This window comes from Rhodanobacter sp. OR87 (assembly GCF_000473345.1).
Lineage (GTDB): Bacteria > Pseudomonadota > Gammaproteobacteria > Xanthomonadales > Rhodanobacteraceae > Rhodanobacter > Rhodanobacter denitrificans.
In genome coordinates, this window is the sequence record NZ_AXBJ01000004.1 from 126,439 (window position 1) to 151,107 (window position 24,669).

At 70.9% G+C, this 24,669-nt stretch carries 23 protein-coding genes; 4 read left to right on the plus strand and 19 right to left on the minus strand.

Annotated features, from left to right (window positions below):
- Position 1: 1 nt before the first annotated feature.
- Genes RHOOR87_RS0105205 through moaA form a run of 4 tightly spaced genes read right to left on the minus strand, consistent with a single transcriptional unit; the run spans position 2 to position 3,493 of the window.
- Positions 2–262 carry a MoaD/ThiS family protein gene (locus RHOOR87_RS0105205; RefSeq protein WP_015448438.1) on the minus strand — a complete coding sequence of 87 codons (261 nt, stop codon included), beginning with the start codon at positions 260–262 and terminating at the stop codon, positions 2–4.
- Positions 259–1,512 carry a molybdopterin molybdotransferase MoeA gene (locus RHOOR87_RS0105210; RefSeq protein ID WP_027484435.1) on the minus strand — a complete coding sequence of 418 codons (1,254 nt, stop codon included), beginning with the start codon at positions 1,510–1,512 and terminating at the stop codon, positions 259–261. The genes RHOOR87_RS0105205 and RHOOR87_RS0105210 overlap by 4 nt, the downstream gene beginning before the upstream one ends.
- Complete coding sequence (gene moaCB / locus RHOOR87_RS0105215) at positions 1,509–2,516, minus strand: bifunctional molybdenum cofactor biosynthesis protein MoaC/MoaB (RefSeq protein WP_015448440.1); 1,008 nt, start codon at positions 2,514–2,516, stop codon at positions 1,509–1,511. The genes RHOOR87_RS0105210 and moaCB overlap by 4 nt, the downstream gene beginning before the upstream one ends.
- Positions 2,513–3,493 carry a GTP 3',8-cyclase MoaA gene (gene moaA, locus RHOOR87_RS0105220; protein ID WP_027484436.1) on the minus strand — a complete coding sequence of 327 codons (981 nt, stop codon included), beginning with the start codon at positions 3,491–3,493 and terminating at the stop codon, positions 2,513–2,515. Before moaA ends, moaCB begins: the two co-directional genes overlap by 4 nt.
- A 251-nt stretch (positions 3,494–3,744) precedes the next feature.
- Between moaA and RHOOR87_RS0105225 the strand changes: the two genes are divergently transcribed.
- Together RHOOR87_RS0105225 and moeB are read left to right on the plus strand one after the other, a co-directional pair.
- Positions 3,745–4,149, plus strand: a complete 405-nt coding sequence (locus RHOOR87_RS0105225; RefSeq protein WP_015448442.1) for a hypothetical protein — start codon at positions 3,745–3,747, stop codon at positions 4,147–4,149.
- Positions 4,150–4,220: 71 nt separating this feature from the next.
- Positions 4,221–5,399 (plus strand): molybdopterin-synthase adenylyltransferase MoeB, encoded by a 1,179-nt coding sequence (moeB, locus tag RHOOR87_RS0105230; RefSeq protein WP_015448443.1) that lies wholly within the window; start codon positions 4,221–4,223, stop codon positions 5,397–5,399.
- Between the two features lie 24 nt (positions 5,400–5,423).
- On the opposite strand, the gene deoD is transcribed toward moeB, so the two are convergent.
- The 15 genes from deoD to RHOOR87_RS0105310 all read right to left on the minus strand — a co-directional run bounded on the left by deoD (position 5,424) and on the right by RHOOR87_RS0105310 (position 20,672).
- The gene (gene deoD, locus RHOOR87_RS0105235; RefSeq protein WP_015448444.1) at positions 5,424–6,137 is read right to left on the minus strand and encodes a purine-nucleoside phosphorylase; all 714 of its coding nucleotides are present in this window, start codon (positions 6,135–6,137) and stop codon (positions 5,424–5,426) included.
- A gap of 10 nt (positions 6,138–6,147) precedes the next feature.
- Complete coding sequence (locus tag RHOOR87_RS0105240) at positions 6,148–7,356, minus strand: phosphopentomutase (protein ID WP_015448445.1); 1,209 nt, start codon at positions 7,354–7,356, stop codon at positions 6,148–6,150.
- On the minus strand, positions 7,353–8,687 hold the full coding sequence (locus RHOOR87_RS0105245) for a thymidine phosphorylase (RefSeq protein ID WP_015448446.1): 1,335 nt from the start codon (positions 8,685–8,687) through the stop codon (positions 7,353–7,355). The genes RHOOR87_RS0105240 and RHOOR87_RS0105245 overlap by 4 nt, the downstream gene beginning before the upstream one ends.
- Positions 8,684–9,436, minus strand: a complete 753-nt coding sequence (gene deoC, locus RHOOR87_RS0105250; protein WP_100224858.1) for a deoxyribose-phosphate aldolase — start codon at positions 9,434–9,436, stop codon at positions 8,684–8,686. The genes RHOOR87_RS0105245 and deoC overlap by 4 nt, the downstream gene beginning before the upstream one ends.
- Positions 9,437–9,634: 198 nt before the next feature.
- The gene (locus RHOOR87_RS0105255) at positions 9,635–10,294 is read right to left on the minus strand and encodes a hemolysin III family protein (RefSeq protein ID WP_027484437.1); all 660 of its coding nucleotides are present in this window, start codon (positions 10,292–10,294) and stop codon (positions 9,635–9,637) included.
- Between the two features lie 23 nt (positions 10,295–10,317).
- Complete coding sequence (fabB, locus tag RHOOR87_RS0105260) at positions 10,318–11,526, minus strand: beta-ketoacyl-ACP synthase I (RefSeq protein WP_007507527.1); 1,209 nt, start codon at positions 11,524–11,526, stop codon at positions 10,318–10,320.
- Position 11,527: 1 nt separating this feature from the next.
- Positions 11,528–12,043 (minus strand): 3-hydroxyacyl-[acyl-carrier-protein] dehydratase FabA, encoded by a 516-nt coding sequence (fabA, locus tag RHOOR87_RS0105265; protein ID WP_007507524.1) that lies wholly within the window; start codon positions 12,041–12,043, stop codon positions 11,528–11,530.
- A gap of 103 nt (positions 12,044–12,146) precedes the next feature.
- Complete coding sequence (locus RHOOR87_RS0105270) at positions 12,147–13,595, minus strand: FAD-binding protein (RefSeq protein ID WP_015448449.1); 1,449 nt, start codon at positions 13,593–13,595, stop codon at positions 12,147–12,149.
- Entirely contained in the window at positions 13,592–14,617 is a 1,026-nt protein-coding gene (gene nadA, locus RHOOR87_RS0105275) for a quinolinate synthase NadA (protein WP_015448450.1), read from the minus strand. Before nadA ends, RHOOR87_RS0105270 begins: the two co-directional genes overlap by 4 nt.
- Positions 14,618–14,818: 201 nt before the next feature.
- Positions 14,819–15,202 (minus strand): putative zinc-binding protein, encoded by a 384-nt coding sequence (locus tag RHOOR87_RS0105285; protein ID WP_007507518.1) that lies wholly within the window; start codon positions 15,200–15,202, stop codon positions 14,819–14,821.
- Entirely contained in the window at positions 15,199–16,452 is a 1,254-nt protein-coding gene (locus RHOOR87_RS0105290) for a hypothetical protein (protein WP_027484438.1), read from the minus strand. The genes RHOOR87_RS0105285 and RHOOR87_RS0105290 overlap by 4 nt, the downstream gene beginning before the upstream one ends.
- On the minus strand, positions 16,433–16,714 hold the full coding sequence (locus tag RHOOR87_RS0105295; RefSeq protein ID WP_027484439.1) for a DUF2249 domain-containing protein: 282 nt from the start codon (positions 16,712–16,714) through the stop codon (positions 16,433–16,435). The genes RHOOR87_RS0105290 and RHOOR87_RS0105295 overlap by 20 nt, the downstream gene beginning before the upstream one ends.
- Before the next feature lie 74 nt (positions 16,715–16,788).
- The gene (locus tag RHOOR87_RS0105300; protein ID WP_027484440.1) at positions 16,789–18,048 is read right to left on the minus strand and encodes an alginate export family protein; all 1,260 of its coding nucleotides are present in this window, start codon (positions 18,046–18,048) and stop codon (positions 16,789–16,791) included.
- A 218-nt stretch (positions 18,049–18,266) separates the two neighbouring features.
- The gene (gene nirK, locus RHOOR87_RS0105305; RefSeq protein WP_007507508.1) at positions 18,267–19,784 is read right to left on the minus strand and encodes a copper-containing nitrite reductase; all 1,518 of its coding nucleotides are present in this window, start codon (positions 19,782–19,784) and stop codon (positions 18,267–18,269) included.
- 126 nt (positions 19,785–19,910) lie between these two features.
- Entirely contained in the window at positions 19,911–20,672 is a 762-nt protein-coding gene (locus tag RHOOR87_RS0105310; protein ID WP_007507504.1) for a helix-turn-helix domain-containing protein, read from the minus strand.
- 438 nt (positions 20,673–21,110) lie between these two features.
- On the opposite strand from RHOOR87_RS0105310, the gene RHOOR87_RS0105315 reads away from it, so the two are divergent.
- Together RHOOR87_RS0105315 and RHOOR87_RS0105320 are read left to right on the plus strand one after the other, a co-directional pair.
- On the plus strand, positions 21,111–22,724 hold the full coding sequence (locus tag RHOOR87_RS0105315) for a HAMP domain-containing methyl-accepting chemotaxis protein (protein ID WP_015448454.1): 1,614 nt from the start codon (positions 21,111–21,113) through the stop codon (positions 22,722–22,724).
- A gap of 16 nt (positions 22,725–22,740) precedes the next feature.
- Positions 22,741–24,546, plus strand: coding sequence for a phosphodiesterase (locus RHOOR87_RS0105320; RefSeq protein WP_027484441.1), 1,806 nt, complete (start codon positions 22,741–22,743; stop codon positions 24,544–24,546).
- Positions 24,547–24,669 lie beyond the last annotated feature (123 nt).

A 24,669-nucleotide genomic window follows, 5' to 3' on the forward strand; every position in this document is an offset into this window, starting at 1 on the left:
CTCAACCTCCACCGACCGGCGGCAGCACCACGACCGGCCCGCTTTCGGGCAAGTGCTCCTGCTCGCCCAGCACGCAGGTCTGGCTGGCGAAGGCCGAGCGCATCAGCAAACCTTCCCTGAATCCCGGCCAATGCGCGCGGCCGTGCGCCGCCAGCGCGCTGCGCAGGTCGGCCACGCGCGCGCCCGCGGGCACCTCCAGCGTCACCGCCGCAGCCGGCTCGTAATCGCGGAACGCGCCGAACAGGCTGACTTCGACCTTCATGCCTCGCTCCCGATCGCCAGCGGCTGCAAGTGCCCCAGCGCGTAAACCTCGACCATGCTGCCCGGTTCGCGCACCTGCGCATCCTCGGCCAGCACCACCCAACCGCCGGTGTCGAGCAGCGGCCGGATCCGGAACGACTCCTGCCCGTCCAGCAGCACGGCCTGCAAGCGTCCGTCGGCCGCCAGCGCCAGCTTGCCCTTGAGGAAGCAGCGCAGCGGCGCGCGCTGCTCGAAGCGCTGCCGCAACGGCAACCGCAGCGGGCGCTCCGGCGGCAGGCCGAGCATGCCGCGCAGGGCCGGCTCGACGAAGAAGCGCAGGCCCACCGCGCTGGACACCGGGTTCCCGGGCAGCCCGAAGAACAACGCGCCATCCGGCAAACTGGCAAACAGCAAGGGCTTGCCCGGGCGAATCCGCAGCTTGTGGAAATGGATCCGCGCACCGAGCCCGCGCAGCGCCTCGGGCACGAAATCATGGCGCCCCATCGACACCGCGCCGGTACTGAGCACGACGGTGGCCCCGGCGTGCAGCGCCTCGCCCAGCGCGCGCACGAAGGCCGACAGATCGTCCCCCACCGTCTGCCGATACACCACCTGCGCGCCGGCGGCGACGAGGCGCACGGCCAGGAACGGGCCGTTGCTGTTGCGGATCTGCCCGCTCTGCAGCGGCTGACCGGGATCGTCCACCAGTTCCCGGCCGGTGCAGATGATGGCCACGCGCGGGCGCCGCACGACCGGCACCTCGGCGATGCCCAGCGCAGCCAGCAGCGCCAGGTGTTGCGCCTGCAGCAGCTCGCCCGCCGGTATCACCTCGGCATCGAGCGGCACGTCCTCGCCGCAGCGGCGCACATGCCGACCGGCCTCGACGTCGATGCTCAAGCGGATGCGCCGCGGCCGGCCGTCGCCCGCCTGCTCGACGATCTCGACCTGCTCCACCGGCACCACCGTGTCCATCCCGGCGGGCATGCGCGCGCCGGTCATGATCTCCCAGGCGCCGCCGTCGGCCTGCGCCAGGGCGTCGCCAGCCGCCTGCGCGCCCATCACGGCATGCTCGCTGCCGGCCGGCAGCCGGGCCTGGCCGGCATGCAGGGCGAAGCCGTCCATCGCGGCATTGTCGAACGGCGGCAACGCGGCGGGGCTGCTCACCGGCCGGGCCAGCACCCGACCCAGCGCCTGGTCGACGGGGCATGGACGCTCCGGCAACCGGCGCGTGCACTCGAGGATGAGCATCAGCGCATCGTGGTAGCCGATCACGGGTGGCCCTCGCCGTTCATCATGGCCAGCGCATGCGCCAGCAGCGGCCCCACGATCGCCAGGCCCTGGCCTGCCGCCCGCGGGCTGCCCGGCATCGCCAGCACCAGCATGCGTCCCACCTGCACCGCCTCGGCCCGACTCAGCCATGCCAGCGGCGTATGCCGCGCGCTCTCGCTGCGCAGCATCTCGGCCAGCCCGTCGACCCGGCGATCGGCCACCTGCGCCAGTGCCTCGGGCGTGAGGTCGCGCGGACCCAATCCGGTGCCGCCGGTGCACAGGCACAGGCGCACCTGCGCCTCGGCCAGCGCGCGCAGGTGCGCGGCCAGCGGCTGCACGCCATCGGGCAGCACCTCGACGTGGTCCACCTGCGCGCCCAGCTGGCGCAGGCCTTCCACCAGCAGCGGGCCGGAGCGATCCTCGTAGCTGCCCTCGTGCGCGCGGTCGCTGAGCGTGACCACGGCGCATGGCACGCCCTGCAGGCGCGCGATGTCGCGCGGGCGGTAGTGCGCCTGCTCCGCCTCGCTCATGCCTTCCGGGTGCCGCCACAGGCCGCTCTTGCCGCCCTCCTTGAACAGCAGCCGGATGCCGCCGATCGCCAGCGCCGGCTCGACCGGCTTGCTCAGGTCGTACAGCGTCAGCAGCGCGGCGTTGACGCCGGCCAGCGCCTCCATCTCCACCCCGGTGCGCGCCTCGGTCGCCACCTCGCAATAGACCCGGATCGCCAGTCGCTCGGCCACCGGCTCGCAGTGCACGCGCACCAGCTCCAGCGGCAGCGGGTGGCACAGCGGCATCAGTGCCGAAGCCTGCTTGGCGCCCTGCAGCCCGGCCACTTCCGCCATCACCAGCGCATCGCCCTTGGGCAGGCGGCGCTCGACGATCAGCGGCCAGGCCACCGGACCGGCCTGCAACTCGCCCACCGCCACGGCGCGGCGGCGGGTCGGGCGCTTGTCGCGGATGTCCGCCATGTGGAAGGCGGCGACGTGTTCGGTGGCGGGCAAGGTCATCCTCCGATCGAGGCCAGGTGCGGCGTGATGCCGGTCAGTCCCTGATGCAGGCCGTGGCCGGCGGCCTTCAGGCCGAGCTGGGTGGCGATGTGCGCCACCAGCGCGTCGTGGTCGTCGTCGGACTGCAACAGCGGCCGCAACGAAACGCCGAAATTGCCGAACAGGCACAGGCGCAGGTCGCCGCGCGCGGTGACCCGCAGGCGATTGCAGCCGGCGCAGAAATCGCGGGCATACGGCGCGATCACGCCAATGCGGCCGCGATAGTCCGGATGCGCATATTCGAGCGCCGGCCCGGCGTCCGCCGCGCGCGGTCGCAACACCCAGCCGTCGGCCAGCAACTGCCGCTGCAAGCCCTCGGCGCGCAGGTGGTGGCGCTCGAAGAACTCGCGGTTCTCGCCGGTTTGCATCAGCTCGATGAAGCGCAGCGCGACATCGCGCTCGCGCAGGTAGTCCAGCCAGGCGGGAAGCTCGTCGTCGTTGCGCCCGCGCAGCAGTACCGCGTTGATCTTCACCGCCTCGAAGCCCAGCGCAAGCGCCTGCTCGATGCCCTCGGTGACCTCGGCGAAACGGTCGTGTCCGGTGATGTCCAGGTAACGCGCGGCATCGAGGCTGTCGAGGCTGACATTGAGCGCGGTCAGCCCCGCCTCGCGCCAGCCGCGCACCAGCCGCGGCAGGCGGCAGCCGTTGGTGGTCAGCGCGATCCGGCGGATGCCGGGCACCGCGGCCACGGCGGCGATGATCGCCGGCAGGTCCTTGCGCAGGCTGGGCTCGCCGCCGGTCAGGCGGATCTTGCTCATGCCCAGCGCGGCAAACCCGCGCACCAGCCGCCGGATTTCCTCGAGGACGAGGAAGACGGGCCGGCCGTTCGCCTGGTAGCCGTCGGGCAGGCAATACGCGCAGCGATAATTGCACGCCTCGGTCAACGACAGGCGCAGGTAGGGAAATGAGCGTCCATGATGGTCAACCAGGGTCTGCACTGCCGCTCCATTTCGATTAGCGAACCTGCCGATCCGGCGGTCCTTCGGCCACGTCGCGGGCGGCCGACGTGGCCGCTGCCGCAAGCGGGTGCCGCATCGGCATCAGTTTACGCACAACTCACGTTAGCGTGTCGGCACGCAGGCACGATTGACCGGAGTCAAACCGGCGTGCGGCACGTTGTCACGACCGCGGCGCCGGCACGCGCAGCGCATGCTAATTTGCCCATCCACTCCGGGAGACCGTGACCACCATGGCGCTGACCAGCTTCCAGGATCTGCTCGACGCGAGCCGCCGACAGCCCGAGCCACAACGGCTGCTGTTCGTCTTCGCACGCGTCGAATTGCCGGAGGCGGCCACCGACGCGCAGCGCAAACGCGCGGCGCGGGGAGAAGGCGGCCACCTGTCGCCCAGCCTGTGCGTGGACAAGGCGCCGGAGGAAGTCGCCAGCTTCGCCGCGCTGGTGGAGGAGTCCGCAACCACCGGCCTGCCGTGGGACATCGTGTGCGTCGCCAGCCTGTCCGGTCGCGCCGGCGTGGCCCCGGGCACCGACGAAGCCGCGCAGCCGCTGCGCTTCATGGTCAACGCGATCAACAACGGCCGCGTGGCCGAATTCGCCGCCTTCGACCGCGAAGGCAACGTGCTGCAGTTCTGCTGAGCCGGGCCACGGCTCCGCCGCGCTCCGGGCGCCGGCTTGCATACCCTTCTCCCCGCGCACAGACTTCCGCCATGAGCGTCCCGACCAACCGCGACTCCTGGCTGGAACAGCTGCGCCGGCGCATACCGGAGGTTTCCCCGGCGCAGGCGCTGGCGCAACAGGCCCTGGGCGCGCTGCTGATCGACGTGCGCGAAGACGCCGAGCGCGCCGGCGGCCTGCCCGCCCATGCGCTGGGCCTGTCGCGCGGCCATCTCGAGCTGCGCATCGAAGACGTGCAGGGCGATCGCGAACGCCCCGTGCTGCTGCTGTGCGCCTCCGGGCAACGCTCGCTGCTCGCCGCCGAATCGCTGCAACGCCTCGGCTACCGTCAGGTGAGCTCGGTCGCCGGCGGGTTCGCGCGCTGGAAAGCCGAAGGCCTGCCCATCGCCGCCGGCACGCTCGACCCGGATGCCGCCGAGCGCTATGCACGTCAGCTGCAGCTGGCGCCGGTCGGCGAGCGCGGGCAGGCCCGCCTGGGCGCGGCCAGAGTGGCGATCGTGGGCGCCGGCGGGCTGGGCTCGCCGGCGGCGCTGTATCTCGCCGCCGCGGGCGTCGGCCAGCTCACCCTGATCGACAACGACACGGTGGAGCGCTCGAACCTGCACCGGCAAGTCGTCCACGCCGATGCGCGCGTGGGCATGGCCAAGACCGAGTCGGCGCGGATGACGCTGCAGGCGCTGAACCCGCGCATCCGCGTCGAGACGCGAACCGAACGGCTGGACGCCGGCAACGTGGAGCGGCTGCTGGCCGGCCACGACCTGATGCTCGACGGCACCGACAACTTTCCCACCCGCTACCTGCTGGCTTGTGCCTCGCTGCGCCTGAAGCTGCCGATGATCTACGGCGCGGTGGAGCGCTTCAGCGGGCAGCTCGGCGTGTTCGATCCGCGCCGCGACGATTCGCCGTGCTACCGCTGCCTGTTTCCGTTGCCGCCGTCCGCGGCCGACGCGCCCAATTGCAGCGAGGCGGGAGTGCTTGGCGTACTTCCCGGCATCGTCGGCCTGCTGCAGGCGACCGAGGCGCTGAAGCTGATCCTGGGCCTGGGCGATTCGCTGGTCGGCCAGTTGCTCAGCATCGATGCGCTGGGCATGCAGTTCCACAAGACGCGGCTGCCGCGCAATCCGGATTGCCCGGGCTGTTCGCCGCAGGCGTCATTCGCGGGCTACCCGCAGGTCGCGGCGCTGTGTTCGTCCGGCGATCGCCCGGACTGAGCGCGACGGCGCGCCGGCCGAAACTCAACTCCCTGCCGGCAGCAGGCTGTCCAGCACCAGCGCGGTCATCCGCGCCAGGCCCTGCTCGCGCTGCGTCGGCGGCATGTGCGCGTCGTGCTGCAGGTGGTCGCTGACGGTCAGCACGGACAGCGCCTGGAAACCTTCGCGCATGGCCACGCCGTAGAGCCCGGCCGATTCCATCTCGACTCCGCGGATGCGGTGCGCCAGCAGCCGCGCGAGCAGCTGCGGGTCGCCGCCGTGGAAGCAGTCGGTGCTGAACACGCCGGCCACGCGCAGCTCCACGCGCTGCGCGGCGGCGGTGTCGACGGCCGCACGCATCAGGCCGAAATCGGCGCACGCGGCCAGCTCGTGGCCACCGAACTGCAGTCGGTTGAAGTTCGAGTCGGTCGATGCCGCCTGCGCCAGCAGCAGGTCGCCGAGCGCGACGTCGCCGACGCCGCCGCAAGTGCCCACGCGCACGATCCGGCGCACGCCGAAGACCCGCGCCAGTTCGGTGGCGTAGATCGCGCAGGACGGAATGCCCATGCCGCTGCCGATCACCGACACCCGCATGCCGCGGTAACGGCCGCTGTAACCGAGCATGTTGCGGCGGGTGTTGACCTCGACCACGCCATCGAGGAACTCGCGCGCGATGTGCCTTGCGCGCAGCGGGTCGCCCGGCAGCAATACGGTGTCGGCGATGTCGCCGGGCCTGGCGTCGAGGTGGGGCGTGCTCATGCGGCGCTCGTCATGCGGGAGAAAGGAAGCTGCGGCCGGCCGCCAGCGGCGGCAGGCCGAGGTGGCTGGCCATGCTCTGGCCGATGTCGGCAAAGCTGTCGCGCCGGCCCAGCGCACGCGGCGCCAACCCCGGCGCGAACGCCAGCACCGGGATGCATTCGCGGGTGTGGTCGCTGCCCGGCCAGACCGGGTCGCAACCGTGGTCGGCGCTGACCACCAGCAAGTCGCCCGGCTGCAGCGCCTGCAGCAGCTCCGGCAGCCGCGCGTCCAGCGCTTCCAGTGCCGCGGCGTAGCCGAGCACGTCGCGCCGGTGGCCGTACAGCATGTCGAAATCGACGAAGTTGGTCGCGATCAGGCTGTGCGCGCCGGCCTGCGCCATCGCCGCCAGCGTGGCGTCGAACAGGGCGTCGTGGCCGTACGCGTGCACCACCCGCGACACGCCGCGGTGGGCAAAGATGTCGTCGATCTTGCCGATCGCAATCACCTCGCCGCCGGCCGCCTGCAGCGCGTCGAACAGGGTCGGCGCGGGCGGCGGCAGCGCATAGTCGCGCCGGTGCACGGTGCGGCTGAAGCCGGTTTCCGCGTCGCCGACGAACGGCCGCGCGATCACCCGGCCGATGTGGTAGTCGGCAAGCAACGCGCGTGCCAGCTCGCACAGGCGGTACAGGCGCTCCAGGCCGAACGCCTGCTCGTGGGCGGCGATCTGGAACACCGAATCGGCCGAGGTGTAGACGATCGGACAGCCGTTGCGTAGATGCTCCGCGCCGAGGCGCTGGATGATCTCGGTGCCGGAGGCATGGCAATTGCCGAGCACGCCGGGCACGTCGCCCTGCGTCACCAGGGCCTGCAGCAGGGCGGGCGGGAACGAATGCTCGGCCTGCCCGAAGACCCCGAACGGCTGCGTCAGCACCACGCCGGCGGTTTCCCAGTGCCCCGACGGCGTGTCCTTGCCGCGCGCGCGCTCCACCGCATGGCCCCACAGGCCCTCGGGCGCAGGCAGCCCGACGAAGCCCGGCGCCGCCTGCCCGTGGATCGCGGCATGCGCCTGCGGCAGGCCGAGCCGGCTGAACTGCGGCAGGCGCAGCGGGCCGCGGGCCGCGGCGACACACGCGGCGGCGATGTGGCCAAAGGTGTCGGCGCCCAGGTCGCCGTAGGCGGCGGCATCGGGCGCGGCGCCGAGCCCCAGCGAATCGCACACCAGCCAGATCGCGCGGGTCATGCAACACGCTCCGCCGGCACGTGCCATTGCCACAGCGGCCGGCTCGGCGGCATCTCGGAGGTGATCCGGAAGGCGCAGGCCACCCTGCGCTGCACCGCCTCGGCATCGTCGGCGCGGCGGGCGTGGATGATCGCCAGCGGCTGACCGGCCTCGACGGCGCTGCCGCAGCCGAGCACCTCGGCCAGGCCTACCGCGTGGTCCAGTGCCTGGCCCGGCCGGCTGCGGCCGCCGCCCAGCTCGACCACCGCCTGGCCCAGCGCGCGTACATCCACCGCCACCACGTAGCCGGAGCCGGGCGAACGAACCTCGCGTTGGATCGGTGCCCTGGCCAGATGGACGTCCGCTCGCTGCAGCAGATCCGCCGGCCCGCCCAGGGCGACCACCATGCGCGCGAAGCGCTCGGCCGCCTCGCCCGTGTCCAGCGCGCGGCGCAGGCGCCGTTCCGCATCGTTCCGATCGTCGGCCAGGCCGCCCGTGCAGAGCAACGCAGCGGCCAGCTCCAGGGTCAAGCTGAGCAGGCGCGGGTTGTCGCCGCGACTGCACAGCAGGTCGAGCACGGCGCGCAGTTCCAGCGCATTGCCCGCCTCGCGGCCCAGCAACTGGTCCATGTCGCTGTACACGACCCGCAGGTCGAGGCCGCTGCCTTCGGCAACCGCCAGCATGCGCCCGGCCAGCGCGCGGGCAGCCGCCATCCCCGGCAGCTGGGCGCCGTTGCCGGTCTTGATGTCCAGCACCAGCACGCGGGCGCCGCCGGCGAGTTTCTTGGAGAGGATCGAGGCCACCATCAGGTCGGCCACGTCCACCGTGGCGGTGACATCGCGCACTGCGTACAGCCGGCGATCGGCCGGCACCAGCTCGTCGCCCTGGCCGACGATGGCGCAGCCGACCTCCTCCACCACCTGGCGCAGACGCGCGGTGGAAGGATGCACGTCGTAGCCGGCCAGGCTTTCCAGCTTGTCGAGGGTGCCGCCGGTATGCCCCAGGCCGCGGCCGGAGATCATCGGCACGTAGCCGCCGCAGGCCGCCAGCAGCGGCGCCAGCAGCAGGCTCACGCCGTCGCCCACGCCGCCGGTGGAGTGCTTGTCCAGCGTCGGCCCGGGCAGGTGATCCCAGCGCAGGCATTGGCCGGAATCGCGCAGCGCCAAGGTGAACTGGCGGCACTCCGGCGTGCTCATGCCGCGCCACGCCACCGCCATCGCGAATGCCGCGATCTGGCCTTCGCTCCAGGCGCCGCTGCCGATTCCCTGCGCCACCGCACGCAGCTGGCTGGCATCGAGCTGGCCGCCATCGCGCTTGCAGCGGATCAGGCCGGTGGCACGCTGCGCGCTCACGACGCCGCCGAGGCTGCCGCGACCAGCGCGCCGAACAGCGCGCTGGCGCCGATCCGGAAATGGGCCGGGTCGCTCCAGCCCGGGCCGAGCCGGGCTTCGGCCAGGTCCAGGTAGGCGGCCGCATCGGCCAGCGTGCGGATGCCGCCGGCCGCCTTGAAGCCGCAGCGCCCGCCCGCCTCGGCGATCGCATCGAGCATCACCGCCGCGGCCGCCAGGCTCGCGTTGACCGGCACCTTGCCGGTGGAGGTCTTGAGGAAATCCACGCCGGCCTCGAGCCCGATCGCACACGCCTGACGGATGTGTTCGGGCGTACCCAGCTCGCCGCTCTCGACGATCAGCTTGAGCACGATGCCGTCGCCGCAGACGGCGCGGCAGGCGCGCACCACCGCGCCGGCGACGGCCGCGTCGCCGGCCAGCAGCGCGCGGTACGGCAGCACCAGGTCGATCTCGTCGGCGCCGGCCGCCAGCGCTCGCTGCGTTTCGCGCTCCACCCGGGCCGGGTCGCCGCCGCCATCGGGGAAATTCACCACCGTCGCCAGCTTGATCGTGCTGCCCTGCAAGTGGCGCCGCGCGCCGGCCACGTGCTCTGGATAGACGCACAACGCCGCCGGCAACACCGGCGCGGCCAGCGCGCTCGCGCACAACGCCTCGATCTGCGCCGGCGTGTCGCTCTCGCCCAGGCTGGTCAGGTCAAGCAGGGACAACAGACGCGCCGCCAGGGCGCGCGGGCTGTGGGGGTCGTCGGACACGGGCATGCTCCATGGATCTTCAGCGGCGTGTCGGAAAAGGATCGTCCTGCCCTTTTCCAGCGCGCCAACCCAGGCACTTGGCGTGCCTGATCCGCGACTGGCCTTCCATGGCTCGGCCTGGCAGACGGGTTTCCACACCCTGCCAGCCTGCAGCCTAGGCCGCGCTGACGGCGGCTTCCTTGATCTGCGACAAGTCGATCAGAACGCGTAGAACAGCACGGCGAAGAAGTGGCAGGTGGTGCCGGCCAGCACGAACAGGTGCCAGATGAAATGGCCGTAGCGCAGCCTTTCGTCCAGCACGAAGAACACCACGCCCAGGCTGTAGGCCAGCCCGCCGGCGGCCAGCCAGGCCAGCCCGCCCGCTTCCATGCGCACCCACAGCGGGTGGATCGCGATCAGGCCGACCCAGCCCATGGCCAGGTACAGCGCGGTGGACACGTGCGGGAAACGCATCCCGCCCAGCGCCTTGAACAGCATGCCGGCCAGGGCCAGGCCCCAGACCAGGCCGAACAACCCCCAGCCCCAGCCGCCGCGCAACACGCCCAGCGTGATCGGCGTGTAGGTTCCCGCGATCAGCAGGTAGATCGCCGCATGATCGAGCGCGCGCAGGACCGCCTTGGCCTTCGGATGCGCCATCGCGTGGTACAGCGTCGAGGCCAGGTACAGCAGCACCGCGCTGCCGCCGAAACTGAGCGCACCGGCCATCGCATAACCGCTGTCGAGGTGATCGGCCCGCACCACCAGCACCGGCAGGCCGGCGATGGCCAGCAGCAGGCCCAGCCCGTGGCTGAGGCTGTTGGCCAGTTCCTCGCGCCAGCTCTGCGTCCGGGCGATCGTGGCGGTGCGGGTCGGTGACATGCGGATGGCCGGGGCGCGCGCCGTCACACCTTGGCGAACACCAGGCTGGCGTTGGTGCCGCCGAAGCCGAAGCTGTTCGACATCACCGTGGCCAGTTGCGCCGGGCGGCTCTCGCGCAGGATCGGGAAGCCCTCGGCGCGCGGATCGAGTTCGTCGATGTGGGCCGAGCCGGCCATGAAGCCCTCGTTGAGCATCAGCAGGCTGTAGATCGCCTCGTGCACGCTGGCCGCGCCGAGCGAATGGCCGGTCAGCGCCTTGGTCGAGGACAGCGGCGGCACCGCCTCGCCGAATACTTCGCGCACCGCATTGAGTTCGACGATGTCGCCCAGCGGCGTGGCGGTGCCATGGGTGTTGAGGTAGTCGACCGGCGCGTCCACGCCGGCCAGCGCCATCCGCATGCAGCGCACCGCGCCTTCGCCCGACGGCGCCACCATCTCGGCACCGTCGGAGGTGACGCCGTAGCCGACCAGCTCGGCATGGATGTGCGCGCCGCGCGCCTTCGCGTGCTCGTACTCCTCCAGCACCAGCATGCCGCCGCCGCCGGCGATGACGAAGCCGTCGCGACCGGTGTCATAGGGACGCGAGGCGGTGGCCGGCGTGTCGTTGTGGTGGCTGGACAGCGCACCCATCGCATCGAACTGCGCGGTCATGCCCCAGTGTTCTTCCTCGCCGCCGCCGGCGAACATCACGTCCTGCGCGCCGTGGCGGATCAGGTCGGCGGCAGCGCCGATGCAGTGCGCCGAGGTAGCGCAGGCCGCGGAGATCGAATAGCTCAGCCCCAGGATGCCGAACGCGGTGGCCAGCGAGGCGGACACGGTCGAGCACATCGTGCGCGGCACCATGTACGGGCCGATCTTGCGCACGCCCTTCTCGCGCAGGATGTCGCCGGTCTCGATCTGCCACTGTGCCGAACCGCCGCCGGAACCGGCGATCACGCCGCTGCGCGGATGGCGGATGTGCTCGATGGCCAGCCCCGCGTCGGCGATCGCCGAACGCATCGCCACGTAGGCATAGGCCGCGGCGTCACCCATGAAGCGCTTCAGCTTGCGGTCGATCGCGGCATCAAGATCGATCTGCGGCACGCCCGCCACGTGGCTGCGCAGGCCGCGCTCGATGTACTCCGGGATCGCCTGGATGCCGCTGCGGCCGTCGCGCAGCGCGCGCGCCACCGTGGCCGGAAGATTGCCCAGGCACGACACGATGCCCATGCCCGTCACTACGACACGACGCATCTCAAAAACCCTCGGTGGTCTGGAACAGGCCCACGCGCATGTCGCTGGCCTCGTAGATCAGGCGATCGTCGACGAAGGTCTTGCCGTCGGCGATCACCAGCCGCAGCTTGCCGCGCATCACGCGGCGGATGTCGATCTCGTAGCGCACCAGCTTGGCCGTCGGCATCACCTGGCCAGAGAACTTCACGTTGCCCACACCGAGCGCGCGGCCACGACCGGGTTCGCCCAGCCAGGGCAGGAAGAAACCGCTGAGCTGCCACATCGCATCCAGGCCCAGGCAACCGGGCATCACCGGGTCGCCGATGAAGTGGCAGTCGAAAAACCACAGCTTCGGATGGACGTCCATTTCGGCATGGATCAAACCCTTGCCGTAGGCACCGCCTTCCTCGGAGATCTGCGTGATGCGATCGAACATCAGCATCGGCGGCGAAGGCAGACGGGCATTGTCGTCGCCGAACAGCTCGCCGCGACCGCAGGCACGCAGCTGTTCGTAGTCGAAGGAGGAAGGACGTGTCATGAAATACTCGCGGGGTGAGGAACGCCCAGTGTGCCAGCTGCGCGCCGTCCTGTCTTGACGCCGATCAACCGTGCCTGCCCGTACGCAAGCGCATTGAAATGGCTCAGCGCGGACAGCCGCGATCCTGCCGCCAATGCGCGCCCAGCGAACGCCGGCGCAGGCGCATCGCGCGCAGCAGCGCCTTGGCCAGCCGTGCCTGCCAGCCGAGTTCGGCCAGCGCCGCGCAGGCCCGCCATGCATCGCGCAGGGCACCGGCCTCGCGTACCGGGCCGGCCGAGCGCCACAGCAGCTCGCGCAGCGCCGCGAGCTGGTCGGACGGCAGACTTTCGCCGCGCTCGATCACGCGAAGCGGGCCGTTGCCGGACGCCGATACCGACGCGTCCGCCAGCAACCGGCCCAGCCGGCGGCCGCACAGCACGCCTTCCAGCAGCGAATTGCTGGCCAGGCGATTGGCGCCGTGCACGCCATTGCAGGCCACCTCGCCCACCGCGTACAGGCCCGGCACGCTGGTGCGCCCGTCCGCATCGGTGGCCAACCCGCCCATGTGGAAATGCGCCGCCGGCGTCACCGGCAGCGCCTGCCGGCGCGGATCGAAACCGTGCGCCAGGCACGCGGCCAGCACGGTAGGAAAGCGCTTTCCCCAATCGCCGTCCACTGCCGTCGCGTCGAGCCAGACCCGCCCACCCGCTGCCTGTTCTGCAGCCACGCGCCGCGACACTACGTCGCGTGGAGCCAGGTCGCCCAGCGGGTGCACCCCCGCCATCAGCGCGTTGCCGTCGGCATCGTGCAGGCGGGCACCGGCACCGCGCAACGCCTCGGTGATCAGCGGCAGGCAGTGGCCCGGCACGTCGAGCGCGGTGGGATGGAACTGCACGAACTCCAGGTCGCGCGGTGCGGCCCCCGCCGCCAGTCCCAGCGCGAGACCGGCGCCATCGGCGCCCGGCGGGTTGCTGGTGCGCGCGTACGAGGCGCCGATGCCGCCGGTGGCCAGCACCACGGCCGCCGCCTCGACTTGCTCATGACGGCCGCGCTCGTCGCGGGTGCGCACGCCCACCACGCGCCCTCCGCGCAGCAGCAGGCCATCGACATCGACACCACCGCGCCACTGCACGTGCATCGCCGCCTGCGCCATGGCGCGCAGTGCCTGCACCAGCACGGCCCCGCTGGCATCGCCGCCGGCGTGCACGATGCGCGCCGCGCCGTGGCCGCCTTCCCGGCCAAGCTGCAGACGACCCTGTGCATCGCTGTCGAAAACCACCCCCTGCGCCTGCAGCCACGCAATTGCCGCGGGCGCCTCGGCCGCCAGCCACTGCACCATCGCCGCGTCGTTGTGGTTCGCACCGGCGGCCAGCGTGTCGGCGGCATGCGCGGCGGCGCTGTCCTGCGGATCGAGTGCCGCGGCGATGCCGCCCTGGGCCAGCGCACTGGCGCTGCCGCAGCCATCGTGGGCGCGACACAACAGCCGCACCGGCGCCGGCGCCATGGCCAGCGCCGTCGCCAGCCCGGCCACGCCGCCGCCCACCACCACGACTGGCAGGTATGCGTGCCTCACACGCTTTCGCGCCGCCCGATGGCCAGCATGCGCTCCAGCGCCGCGCGCGCGCGCGCGCTGACGTCGTCGGGAATCTCGATCGCGTGGCGCAGGTCGCGCAGGCTGGCGTAGATGTTCTGCAAGGTGATCCGCTGCATGTGCGGACACAGGTTGCACGGCTTGATGAACTCGGTCTGCGGGAACTGCGACTTGAGGTTGTCGGCCATCGAGCACTCGGTGACCATCGCCACCCGGGCCGGCTTCTCGCGCGCCAGCCACTTGCCCATGGCGGTGGTGGAGCCGACGAAGTCGGCCTCGGCCAGCACCTCGGGCGAACATTCCGGATGCGCCACCACCTTGGTGCCGAACTGCTCGCGCACGTGCCGCACTTCCTGCGCGGTGAAGCGCTCATGCACTTCGCAGCGGCCGTGCCACAGGACGATTTCCACCTGCGTCTGCTTGGCGATGTGGCGGCCGAGGAACTCGTCGGGCAGGAAGATCACCTTCGGCGCGCCCATCGCCTCCACCACCTGCACCGCGTTCGCCGAGGTGCAGATCGCGTCGGATTCCGCCTTCACCGCAGCCGAGGTGTTGGCGTAACTCACCACCGGCGCGCCGGGATGCTGCGCGCGCAGCGCACGCACGTCGGCGGCGGTGATCGAGGAGGCCAGCGAGCAGCCGGCCTCCCGGTCGGGGATCAGCACAGTCTTGTGCGGCGCCAGGATCTTCGCGGTCTCGGCCATGAAGTGCACGCCGCACAGCACGATCAGGTCGGCATCGCAGCTGGCCGCGGCCTGGGCCAGGCCGAGCGAGTCGCCGGTGATGTCGGCCACGCCGTGGAAGATCTCCGGCGACTGGTAGCTGTGCGCCATGATCACCGCGCCGCGCTGCTTCTTCAGCTTGTTGATCGCGTCGATCCACGGCAGGTGCAGCGGAATCTCCAGGCACGGCACCAGCGGTTCGAGGCGCTCGGCCAGTGCGGCGTATTCGTGTTCCAGTTCGTCGCGCCAGACCGGCACGGGCAGGTTTGCAGGGGCGGTCATGCTGATCGCTTTTCGATGGAGGGAAACGGATGGGCTCAGGCGGTGGCGGCGCGGCAGACGGGCGCGGCGTGCCGGCCCGGAGGCTCCGCCGCCCGCGGCAAACGGCGCGGCAACGGCCGTGAAGGGATCGCGCTGAAAATCGGGCCGGGCATGGTGGGCGGCATCATGGCCGGCCCGACCGCCCGCGCGCCTTGACCCACGTCAACCATCCTGCCCGGTGGCGGCGAGCGCCTGCGCCGCCGGCAGCACGTCGGCGGCGTACAGCCGCTGCGCCTCGACCGGATCGAAATCCGCGTGCTGGCGTTTCTTCACGCCATGCTCGGAGAGCACCACGTGGGTATCGGCCAGCACGCCCGCGTTGGCGAGGCAGGCCGCGACACACTTCAGCACGCAGCCGTCCAGCGCCAGGATGCGCCGCCCGCTCCGCGCCGTGCGCACCAGCCCGGTGACGCCGCCGCCGACGCCGGCGATGCAGGACATCTCGGCGACGCCGGCGCGGTCGAGTTGCAGCGCCAGGTGATTGGCCATCTGCGCCGCACTGGAACAGCCGGAGCAGGAATAGACGAGCGGCAACTTGGCACTCACGGGCGAGCCTCCACGGTCGACAGGAAAAGATGCGCGCGCCGGCGCACGCCGCGCAGCGTCCACCACGCGCTGCCCCACGCCAGCACCAGCGCCAGCCCGGCGACACGCGCCAGCCACGCCGACGGCCACAGCACGGCAGCCGGCAACAGCAGCAGCGGCAGTTGCGCCAGCAGCGCGCGGGTCTTCTCGGGCACCGGCAGCAGCCGCTGCACGCCGGGCAGCTGCACGCCGCGGCCGATGCGCCGGTGCAGCTCGATCCAGCCGATGAAGGGCACGATCTCCAGCATCATGCCGGTGACCAGCAGCGGCAGCGCGACGCCCAGCCCCAGCGCACCGGCCAGCATGCCGCCGCGCACGTCCGCGAGCAGCGCCAGTGCAGCCAGCGCCAGCACCATCAGTCCGGCGCGCCAGCTCCACAGCAGCGGCCCGCGGCGCAGCCGCGGCGCACGCCATTGCAGCCACAGTCCGGCGACGGCGAACGCCAGCGTGAGCACAGCCACCGTGCCGACCAGCCAGGCGCCACCGCCATCGACCAGACGCCAGATAGCCGCGCCGAGCAGCATCAGCACCGCGCTGCCCAGCCACGCCGCCTGCATCGGCTCGCGCACTGTGCCGGTACCCTGGAACATCGGCATCACCACCCGCGCCACGCTGGCCATCAGCACCACCACCCAGCCCAGCACGCCCCAGCCTGCATGCACGTCGGCGATGGCGGCCAGCGGCAAGGCCAGGCGCCCGGCAAGGCCCAGCGCCAGCAGGCCGCCGAGCAGCGCGGTGAGCACGGCGAAGCCGATCGCCACGCCGAAGCCCGCGCGCAGCAGGCGCTGCCCGGCCGTGGCCAGCAGGCCGGGCACGGTCATCGCCGCCAGCAGCACGAAGGCCAGCGGCAGCAGCAGCGCCGCAGCGATCAGGGCCAGGCGCCAGCGCTGGTGCAAACCGGCCACCAGCAGCAGCACACCGAGGTTGAACAGGCCATGCAGCCACGGCCCCAGCACCGCGCTGCCGCGCACCCGCACGCCGGCCGCGGCCGGCAGGAACTGCAGCACGCTGCCGAGCATCGCGTTGCCCAGCACGCCGAGCGTGAACACGTGCACCAGCGCCAGCGTGGCCGGGTTCCAGCGCATGCGCAGCGCCGCCTCGCCATCGACGATCAGCAGCGCGCCGGCCAGCATGCCCCAGCATGGCGCGCCGAGCAGGAAGCGCCGCGGCAGCGACGGCGTCGGCGCCTGCTCAAGCCGAAGCTGCGTCATCGCCGTCCGGGCAGCGGATCAGCACGCGCGCGCCGCCGGTCGGCAGGGCGAACGCCGTCGTCCGCATGCCGCGCGATGCCAGTGCGTCGAGCAGCGGCAGCGGCATCAGCGGCGTGAGCACCTGCACCGTCTGCCCCGGCAGCAGCGCCTCGGCTGCCGCCAGCGCGCGCAGCATCGGCTCGGGCGACGGCAGCCAGCGCAGGTCGAGTTCGGGAAGTACCGCGTCGTCGACGCGGTGTTGCAGGGAGGGTTTCGCGTGCATGGCGCCATCTCAACGCAGCGGCGGCGCCGGCGCGCTGACCTGGGTCAACGCGCCGGTGCGCATGGCGGTTTCGTTCAAGGTGCACCGGCCACGGCCTGCCGGCCGTGCCATTCCAGTTGCAGCCACAGTTTCGCGCTGTCGCGGCCGAAATCGTCGGCGCGATAGTCCGCCACCTTCAGCAGGCCGCTGAGGCCCGGCGCCAGCGGAAACGTCAGCGCGGCATCCCACTCGCTGCCGTAGCGAGCGCCGCGGTCGGCGCGGTAGTCGTGATATGCCACGCTCCAGCCCGGCTTGCCGGCAGCGCCGCCGCGACCGAAGCTGCCGTTGACGCCGACGTAGCGATCCTTCAGCCCGCCGGGCGGGGTCACGCCGAACTGGTCGTCCCAGCCATTGAACGCGTGCAGCGTGGCCAGCGGCGTCTGCAGCGCGTGCCGGCCGTCGCCGCCCAGGTGCTCCCAGCCCAGCTTCGCGGTGATCCCGGACTGCGTCCAGCTCGGCTCCAGCAGCCAGTAGCCGTGTGCGAAATGCTGCGGGTTGTTGGCGTAGTCGTACTGCCGCGCCGCTTCCAGCGTCCAGCCGAGACCGTTGCCTTCGCGCAGCGCCTTGCCGCTCCAGCGCAGGCCGTAGGTGGCACTGGAAGCGCTGGCCACGTCGCGGTCCTCGTGCAGGTAGGCATAGCCGACCCATTGCTGGGCATCCCGGCTCCAGGCCAGGTTGAACAGATGGGTGTTCAACTTGCGCTCGCGCGCGAGCGGATTCAGCGCATCGCGGCCGGCCACCCGGTGCACGCGGTCGAGCCAGTCGTAGCGCAGCGTCAGCGCCGCCGACGGCCGCCAGCGCAATTCGAGCGCGTCGAAGGTCTGCTCGTGCTGGCGCCAGCCGACGTTGCCGACCCAGCGCTGGTTGTCCAGCAGCAGCCGCTGGCGGCCCGCACTGGCGCCGAGCTTCTCGCCCTGCCAGCGCAGCCAGTACTGGTTGAACTCGCCGCCGCGCGGATCGGTCACCGCCGGATACGCGGTGCGGCCATTGGCGCCGCTGTTGTAGCGGCTGCCGGCGCTGGCCACGCCGGCGCCTTCGACCAGGCCGCTCCAGCCGTGCCCGAACTCGCCATGCAGGCCGAGGCGCAGGCGCACGGTGTCGGCCTCGGCGCTGCGCGCGAACGCATCGTCATCGACCCGCTCGTGACGCAGGCGGGCATCCCACTCCAGTTGCCAGGACGGTCCGGCCGATGCTGCCGGCTCGCCGGTACTGACGGTTCCGCCGGTCGCCCAGGCCGGTGCGGCCAGGATGGCGAGCAGGCAGGCGGCCGAAAGACGGTTGCGTGCATGATTCATGGTGTTGCTCCCTTGAGGTCGGCGCAGTCTCGAAGCCGGCGCGCGCGCCCGGGCTGATCCCGGTCAAGTACCGCTCATGCAAGGTGCGGCTGTGACAACGCACCGCGGCCACGCTGGCCGTCGAAACGACAACGCCGGCCACGGGGGTCGGCGTTGTTTCACGCAGTGCTTCGTCTGGACGTCTTTACTTCCAGACAGTTTTTCAAGAACGGCCCGGATCAGTGCTCCGGTGCCGCCGCGGCGGGTGCCTCGGCGCGCGCCTTGGTCACCTCTTCCTTGCTGAACTGCCCGCCCGGGTTGCCCCAGCTGTTCAGCACGTAGGTGAGGATGTTCGCCACTTCGTCGTCGTTGAGCTGGCTCATCGGCGGCATCACCGAGTCGTACTCGTGGCCGTTCACCGTGACCTTGCCGGACAGGCCGTGCGTCACGATGGTCATCGCCCGCTTCGGGTCGGCCGCCAGGAAGTCCGACTTGGCCAGCGGCGGGAACACGTTCGGCAGGCCCTCGCCGTTCGCCTGATGGCACACCGAGCAGGTCCCGGTGAACAGCTGCTTGCCCGCCGCGACCTGCTCGGCCTTGGTCAGCGTGCCGGCCGCATGCGCCGTCGCCGCCGTGGTCACCGCCTTCAGGTTCGGCTCCGAGCGGTCGCCCAGGTAGACCGAGTCCACTTCCTTGCCCGAGTAGATCGTCTTGTCTTCCGGGCCGTCCACCTTGAGGATGCCCAGCGCGCCCTTGTTGAACGCGCGGAAGATCGAGTGGTCGACCAGCACGTAGCTGCCCGGCACGTCGGTGTGGAACTCCACCATCGCCGCGCCGCCGGACGGGATCAGCGTGGTCTGCACGTTGTGCTGCGCCACCGTGCCGCCTTCGGGCTGCACCTTGTCGAAGATCTCGCCGATCACGTGGAAGCTCGACACCAGGTTCGGCCCGCCGTTGCCCACGAACAGCCGCACCGTCTGGTTGGTCTTGGCGGTCAGTGCGTTGTCGCCGGTGAGCGCGCCTTCCCTGCCGTTGAACAGCACGTAGGTCGGGTGCTCGTCGATCGCCTTCTCCATGTCGAACGGCTGGTGGCCCTTCTGCCGGTACTTGCCGGTGGTGTAGAAGTCGCCCTGCATCACGTAGTACTCGTGGTCGACCTTCGGCAAGCCTTCCGGCGGCTCGACCAGGATCAGCCCGTACATGCCGTTGGCGATGTGCATGCCCACCGGCGCGGTGGCGCAGTGGTAGACGTAGATGCCCTGGTTCAGCGCCTTGAAGGTGAAGCGCGATTCATGCCCCGGCGCGGTGAAACTCGACGCCGCGCCGCCGCCCGGCCCGGTCACCCCGTGCAGGTCGATGTTGTGCGGCATCTTGCTGTCCGGCGCGTTCTTCAGGTGGAACTCCACCGTGTCGCCCTGGCGCACCCGGATGAAGCTGCCCGGCACGGTGCCACCGAAGGTCCAGAACGTGTAGCTCACGCCTTCGGAGATCGGCATCTCCTTCTCCACCACCTCCAGCTCCACGATCACCTTCGCCGGGTAGTTGCGGTTCACCGGCGGCGGCACATGCGGCGGGCTGGTCAGCACCGCGTGGATCGGCTCACCCTGCGGCGGACCGAAGTCGCCGTGGGTGGCGGCGATCGCGGCGGGGCTGGCGTCAGCCTCCCCTACCGGCGATACCGCGGACGGCTTGCCGGAGCAGCCGGCAAGCGCCAGCGCGCCTGCCGCGGCAAGAATGAGGAACAACGAACGTGACATGGGTATCTCCCTGTGGTTTCTGCGTGCAGAGCCTAGGGAGACGTCGCGAAACGCGCTTGATGTATGTCATCTCTGTCGATGGAAAACGGCTGCTGCGTCAAGCCGCCACAGCTGCCGCGAAGCCACTCACTGCGGCAGCAGATTCTTGCCGATCTCGCGCAGTCTCTCGGGGTCGCGCAACACCATTTCGCGCCCCTCCAGTTCGATCAATCCCTGCTGGCGGAAACGGCTGAGCACGCGGCTCACCGTCTCGGCCGCCAGGCGCAGGTAGTTGGCGATGTCGCCGCGCGACATGCTGAGATGGAAGCGCGTGCCGGAGAAGCCGCGCTCCTCGTAACGCGCAGCCAGGTCGGTGAGGAAGGCGGCCATGCGCACGTCGGCGTTGTGGTCGCCGGCCAGCAAGGTGGCCATGCCGAGCTCCTTGCTGATCAGCCGGAACAACCGCTGCTGCACCGCCGGCATGCGCGTGGCCAGCGCGCTCATCGCGGGGAACGAGAAGCGGCAGAAGTAGGCCGTGTCCAGCGCCACCGCATCGCACGGAAACTGATCCGGGTAGATCGCGTTGAGGCCGATCACCTCGCCGGGCAGGTAGAAGCCGAGTACCTGTTCGCGTCCGGCAGGGTCGACCATGCTGGTCTTCACCGTGCCGGCGCGCACCGCGAAGATCGAGCGGAACGGATCGCCGGTGCGGAAGATGTGCTCGCCGGCGTGGAACGGCCCCACGTGCTCGACCAGGCAGTGCAGCGCAACCAGCTCCGGCTTGCCGTAACCTTCGGCGATGCATGCGCCGGAGAATGCGCAGGTGCGGCAGAAGTGCGTCTCGTCGCCATCGTCGGCGATCGGGCTGGGCGGTTCGGGCAGGCGGCCTGCCGAGTGGTTGTGGCGCATGGGGAACCTGTGGGGATCGCGCGTGGGGTTCGGGCGTGATGGCGCCAGGTCGCAGCCATCACGTCAACATGGGGCGGAACATATCGCGATGATACGCAACGGCGACGGTTGCGGTGGGCAATGCCGCGGGGCATGACGTCGCAGCAACGACTGCGCCCGGTTTTTGCCGGCCCGGAAAGAACAAGGGCCGGCATCGGGCGCCCGAAGTTGGACTCGAACCGGCGCCCCCTGATCAACAGCCCACCAGATTCTCCCGAAGCAACCATCGGCCCCCGCGACCCTGATCCTTCATGTACGCGGACTATGCTGGGCGGGCACATCGGGCGGAGCGTCATGATCGCTTCAAGACACTGAAATAAAACAGAAATATTTTAAACAGCGCTCAAGCTCCCTACCCGATCTGCCGCTAAACAAGCTCCTCCGACAGCCGGTATCCCCATGCTTCCGCGATTGTCTCTCCCCTCGCCGTCCTCGTTTGGTGCACGCCTGATCGCCCGTCTCGCGGGTACGGTGGCGCTGTTGTTGCTGGTGCTGCTGGTGTCGGCCGGATTGCTCAACCGCTCCGACATGCGGCTGCAGAGCATGGTGTCCGAAACGCTCGCACCCGCCTCGGCGGTGGGACATATCCAGAACGACTACGCCACGGTGCTGCAGACACTCACCCACGCCGCGCTCACCGAGCTGCCCTCGTCGGTCGACGATGCGCAGACGTTGATCGAGGCGCGCCGCGTGAGCATCGCCAGGTACCGGCAACGCCTGCTCGAGAGCGGCCTGGGAGCGCAGCAGAAGCAGCTGATCGGCCTGATCGACGTGCATCGCGCCGCAGCCGACCAGGCGGTGGACGAGGCCATGCAGCTGCTCAAGGCGGAACAGTTCGACCTGGCGCGGCTGAAAATATCCGGCGACGTCTACGACACCTTCGGCCCGCTGCAGAGCGACTTCTCCAACCTGTTCGGTTCGGCGCTGGACGACGGCCAGGCCACAGCCGCCGCCCAGCACCGGGTCAACAAGGTCGGTCTCTATACCCTGGTCGCGCTGGTGCTGGCGGCGATGGGCCTCACGCTGTGGATGGACCTGCGCATCCTGCGCCAGCTCACCAGGCGGCTGATAGCCGCCACGCGCGTGGCGTCGCGGATCAGCGAGGGTGCGCTGGGCACGCCGGTCGACCCCGGTCGCAACGACGAGATCGGTCGCCTGCTGGTCGGTCTCGGCGGCATGGACAGACAACTCGTGCAGGTGGTGCGACGCGTGCGCCAGCGTGCCGACACCCTCAGCCACGGCGCATCGGGCATGGCCGACGGCAACGATGCGCTGAGCCGGCGCACCGAGCTGCAGGCGATGCGGCTGGAGCAGACCTCCGGCGCCATGTCCCGCATCACCGCCACTCTGACCGGGCATCGGCAGCTCGGCACGCAGGTCGATCGCGCGGTGGACGAGGCACGCTGCCAGGCCGGGCTGGGCCGCACCGCGGTCGGCGAGGCGATCGATGCCATGGGCGCGATCGAGCGCAGCAGCCGCCGCATGGGCGACATGCTCGACCTGATCGACCGGGTTGCCTTCCAGACCCGGCTGCTGGCACTCAACGCCGCAGTCGAGGCCGCGCGTGCCGGTCAGCATGGCAAGGGTTTCGCCGTGGTCGCCATGGAGGTCCGCGAACTGGCGCAGCGCAGCTCGGAGGCCGCGCGCGACATTCGCCGCCTGATCACCGGCAGCGAACAAGCCGTGCGCACTGGCCTGGAGCGGGTGAGCCGCACCGGCGAGGTGATCGAGAGCATCGGCAGCAGCGTTGACCGCCTGGCCGAGACGGTGACCGCCATCCTCGCGGCAGGCCGCGCCCAGGCGGACGAGATCGCGGCGGCCAGCCAGGCGGTGATCGCCATGGACGCGATGACCCAGGAGAACGCCGCACTCGGCGAACAGGCTGCAGCCGCCAGCCGCGCCATGCTGGAGAGCGTCACCGCGCTGGTGCGCGACGTGGGCTTCTTCACCCTCCCGGACGAGGCAGCCGTCGCGGAACCGGCTGCCCTGCGGCCGGCCGAGGCACTCGCATGAGCACGGAACTCCCGCCATGACCCCAGCCTACGGCCCGGATCCCCGCCACGCGTCGCTGCTTGACCAGATCACCGGCGGCGCCGGCCTGCGCGCGGTGTTCCAGCCGATCGTGCGGCTGGACACCCTGACGGTGGTGGCGCACGAGGGCCTCAGCCGCCCGGCCGAGGCCGCCGCCGGCCTCAGCGTGCTGGACATGCTGGACCTGGCGCGTGCCAAGGGGCGGCTGGGCGAGTTTGAGCTGCTGGCAGCACGTACCGTGTGCGGCGCGTTCGCGGCCCAGGACGGCCATGGTCGGCTTCTGGTCAACCTCAGCGCACAGGCCGTGCTGCACGGTGGCCTACGACCGGACGAGGTGATCGATGCGCTGTCCGGCGCAGGCATCGGAATGGAGCGCGTCACGGTGGAGATCACCGAACGTGACGTCGTCAAGGACCCTGCCGAACTGGCCCATGCGCTGGGCTACCTGCGCGCCCGCGGCACGCGCATTGCGTTGGACGACTTCGGCAACGGCCATTCCAACTTCGAGATGTGGAACGAGCTGCATCCGGACGTGGTGAAGATCGATCGCTACCTGGTCAACGGGCTGGCGCGCAGTGCGGGAAAGCTCGCCATCGTGCGCGCGCTGTGCCGCGTGGCCGAGACGCTGGGCGCGGACCTGGTCGGCGAAGGCGTGGAAGAGGCGGAAGACCTGCGCATGCTGCGCGAACTGGGCATCTCCTACGCCCAGGGCTATCTGCTCGGCGTGCCCCTGCCGTCCCTCGTGGCCGATGTACGGGACGAGGCACGCGACGCCTTCCGCATCCACGCCGTCCCGGTGCCGCCGCACCCCCGCGGGCCGGTCACGCAACGGCCGCTGCAGGTCGGGCACCTGGCGATCGCCGCGCCGAGCCTCGCCGTGCAGCAGCTCAACGACGACGTGGCTGCGCTGTTTGGCCGCAACGAGTCGCTGCACGCGGTGGCGGTGACCGACCACGACCGTCCGGTCGGCCTGATCAATCGCCGCATATTCGCCGAACGCATGGCGCAGCCGTTCGCACGCGAGCTGTTCGGGCGCAAGTCCTGCATCAGCTTCATGCACGCCGAGCCGCTGCTGTGCGACGAGCAGCAATCGCTGGACAGCCTCACCGACGTGCTGCGCGGCGAGGACCAGCGCTACCTCACCGACGGCTTCATCATCACCCGCGAGGGGCGCTACCTCGGCCTTGGCACCGGCGAGTCGCTGGTGCGCCGGGTCACCGAGCAGCGCATCGAGGCGGCGCGCCACGCCAATCCGTTGACGTTCCTGCCCGGCAACATTCCGGTCACCGCCCACATCGAACGGCTGATGCGCGAGCTGCGGCCGTTCGTCGCCGCCTACATCGACCTCAACGACTTCAAGCCCTTCAACGACCAGTACGGATACTTCCGCGGCGACGAGATGATCCGCCTGCTGGCCGCCATCGTCACCACCAGCATCGATGCGCGGCACGACTTCGTCGGCCACATCGGCGGCGACGATTTCATGATCCTGTTCCAGAGCGGGGACTGGGAAACGCGCTGCCGCAGCATCATTGCCGCGTTCAACGAGCGGTCCCGCGCGCTGTTCGACGAACAGGACCTCGCGCAGGGCGGCATCGAGGGCGAAGACCGCCGCGGCGCACGGCAGCTGTTCGCGCTGACCACGGTGTCGATCGGCGCGGTGCAGGTGCCGGCGCAGGCGCCACGCCGCCCCGAGCTGATCGCTACGCTGGCCGCGCGCGCCAAGCGCCACGCCAAGCGCGGACGGCTGGGCTTCCATGTGCTCGCCGCCATGGGAGGCGAATGGCCGGAGCCGGCCGCCTGAACCGGACACGGTCCGCTTTGGCGCAATCGGCGCTCGCTGCCACATTGACGGCGCTGGGTGACACAACGATTTACACGCCGGCCAAGAAAAAGGGCCTGCATCGCTGCAAGCCCTTGATACATC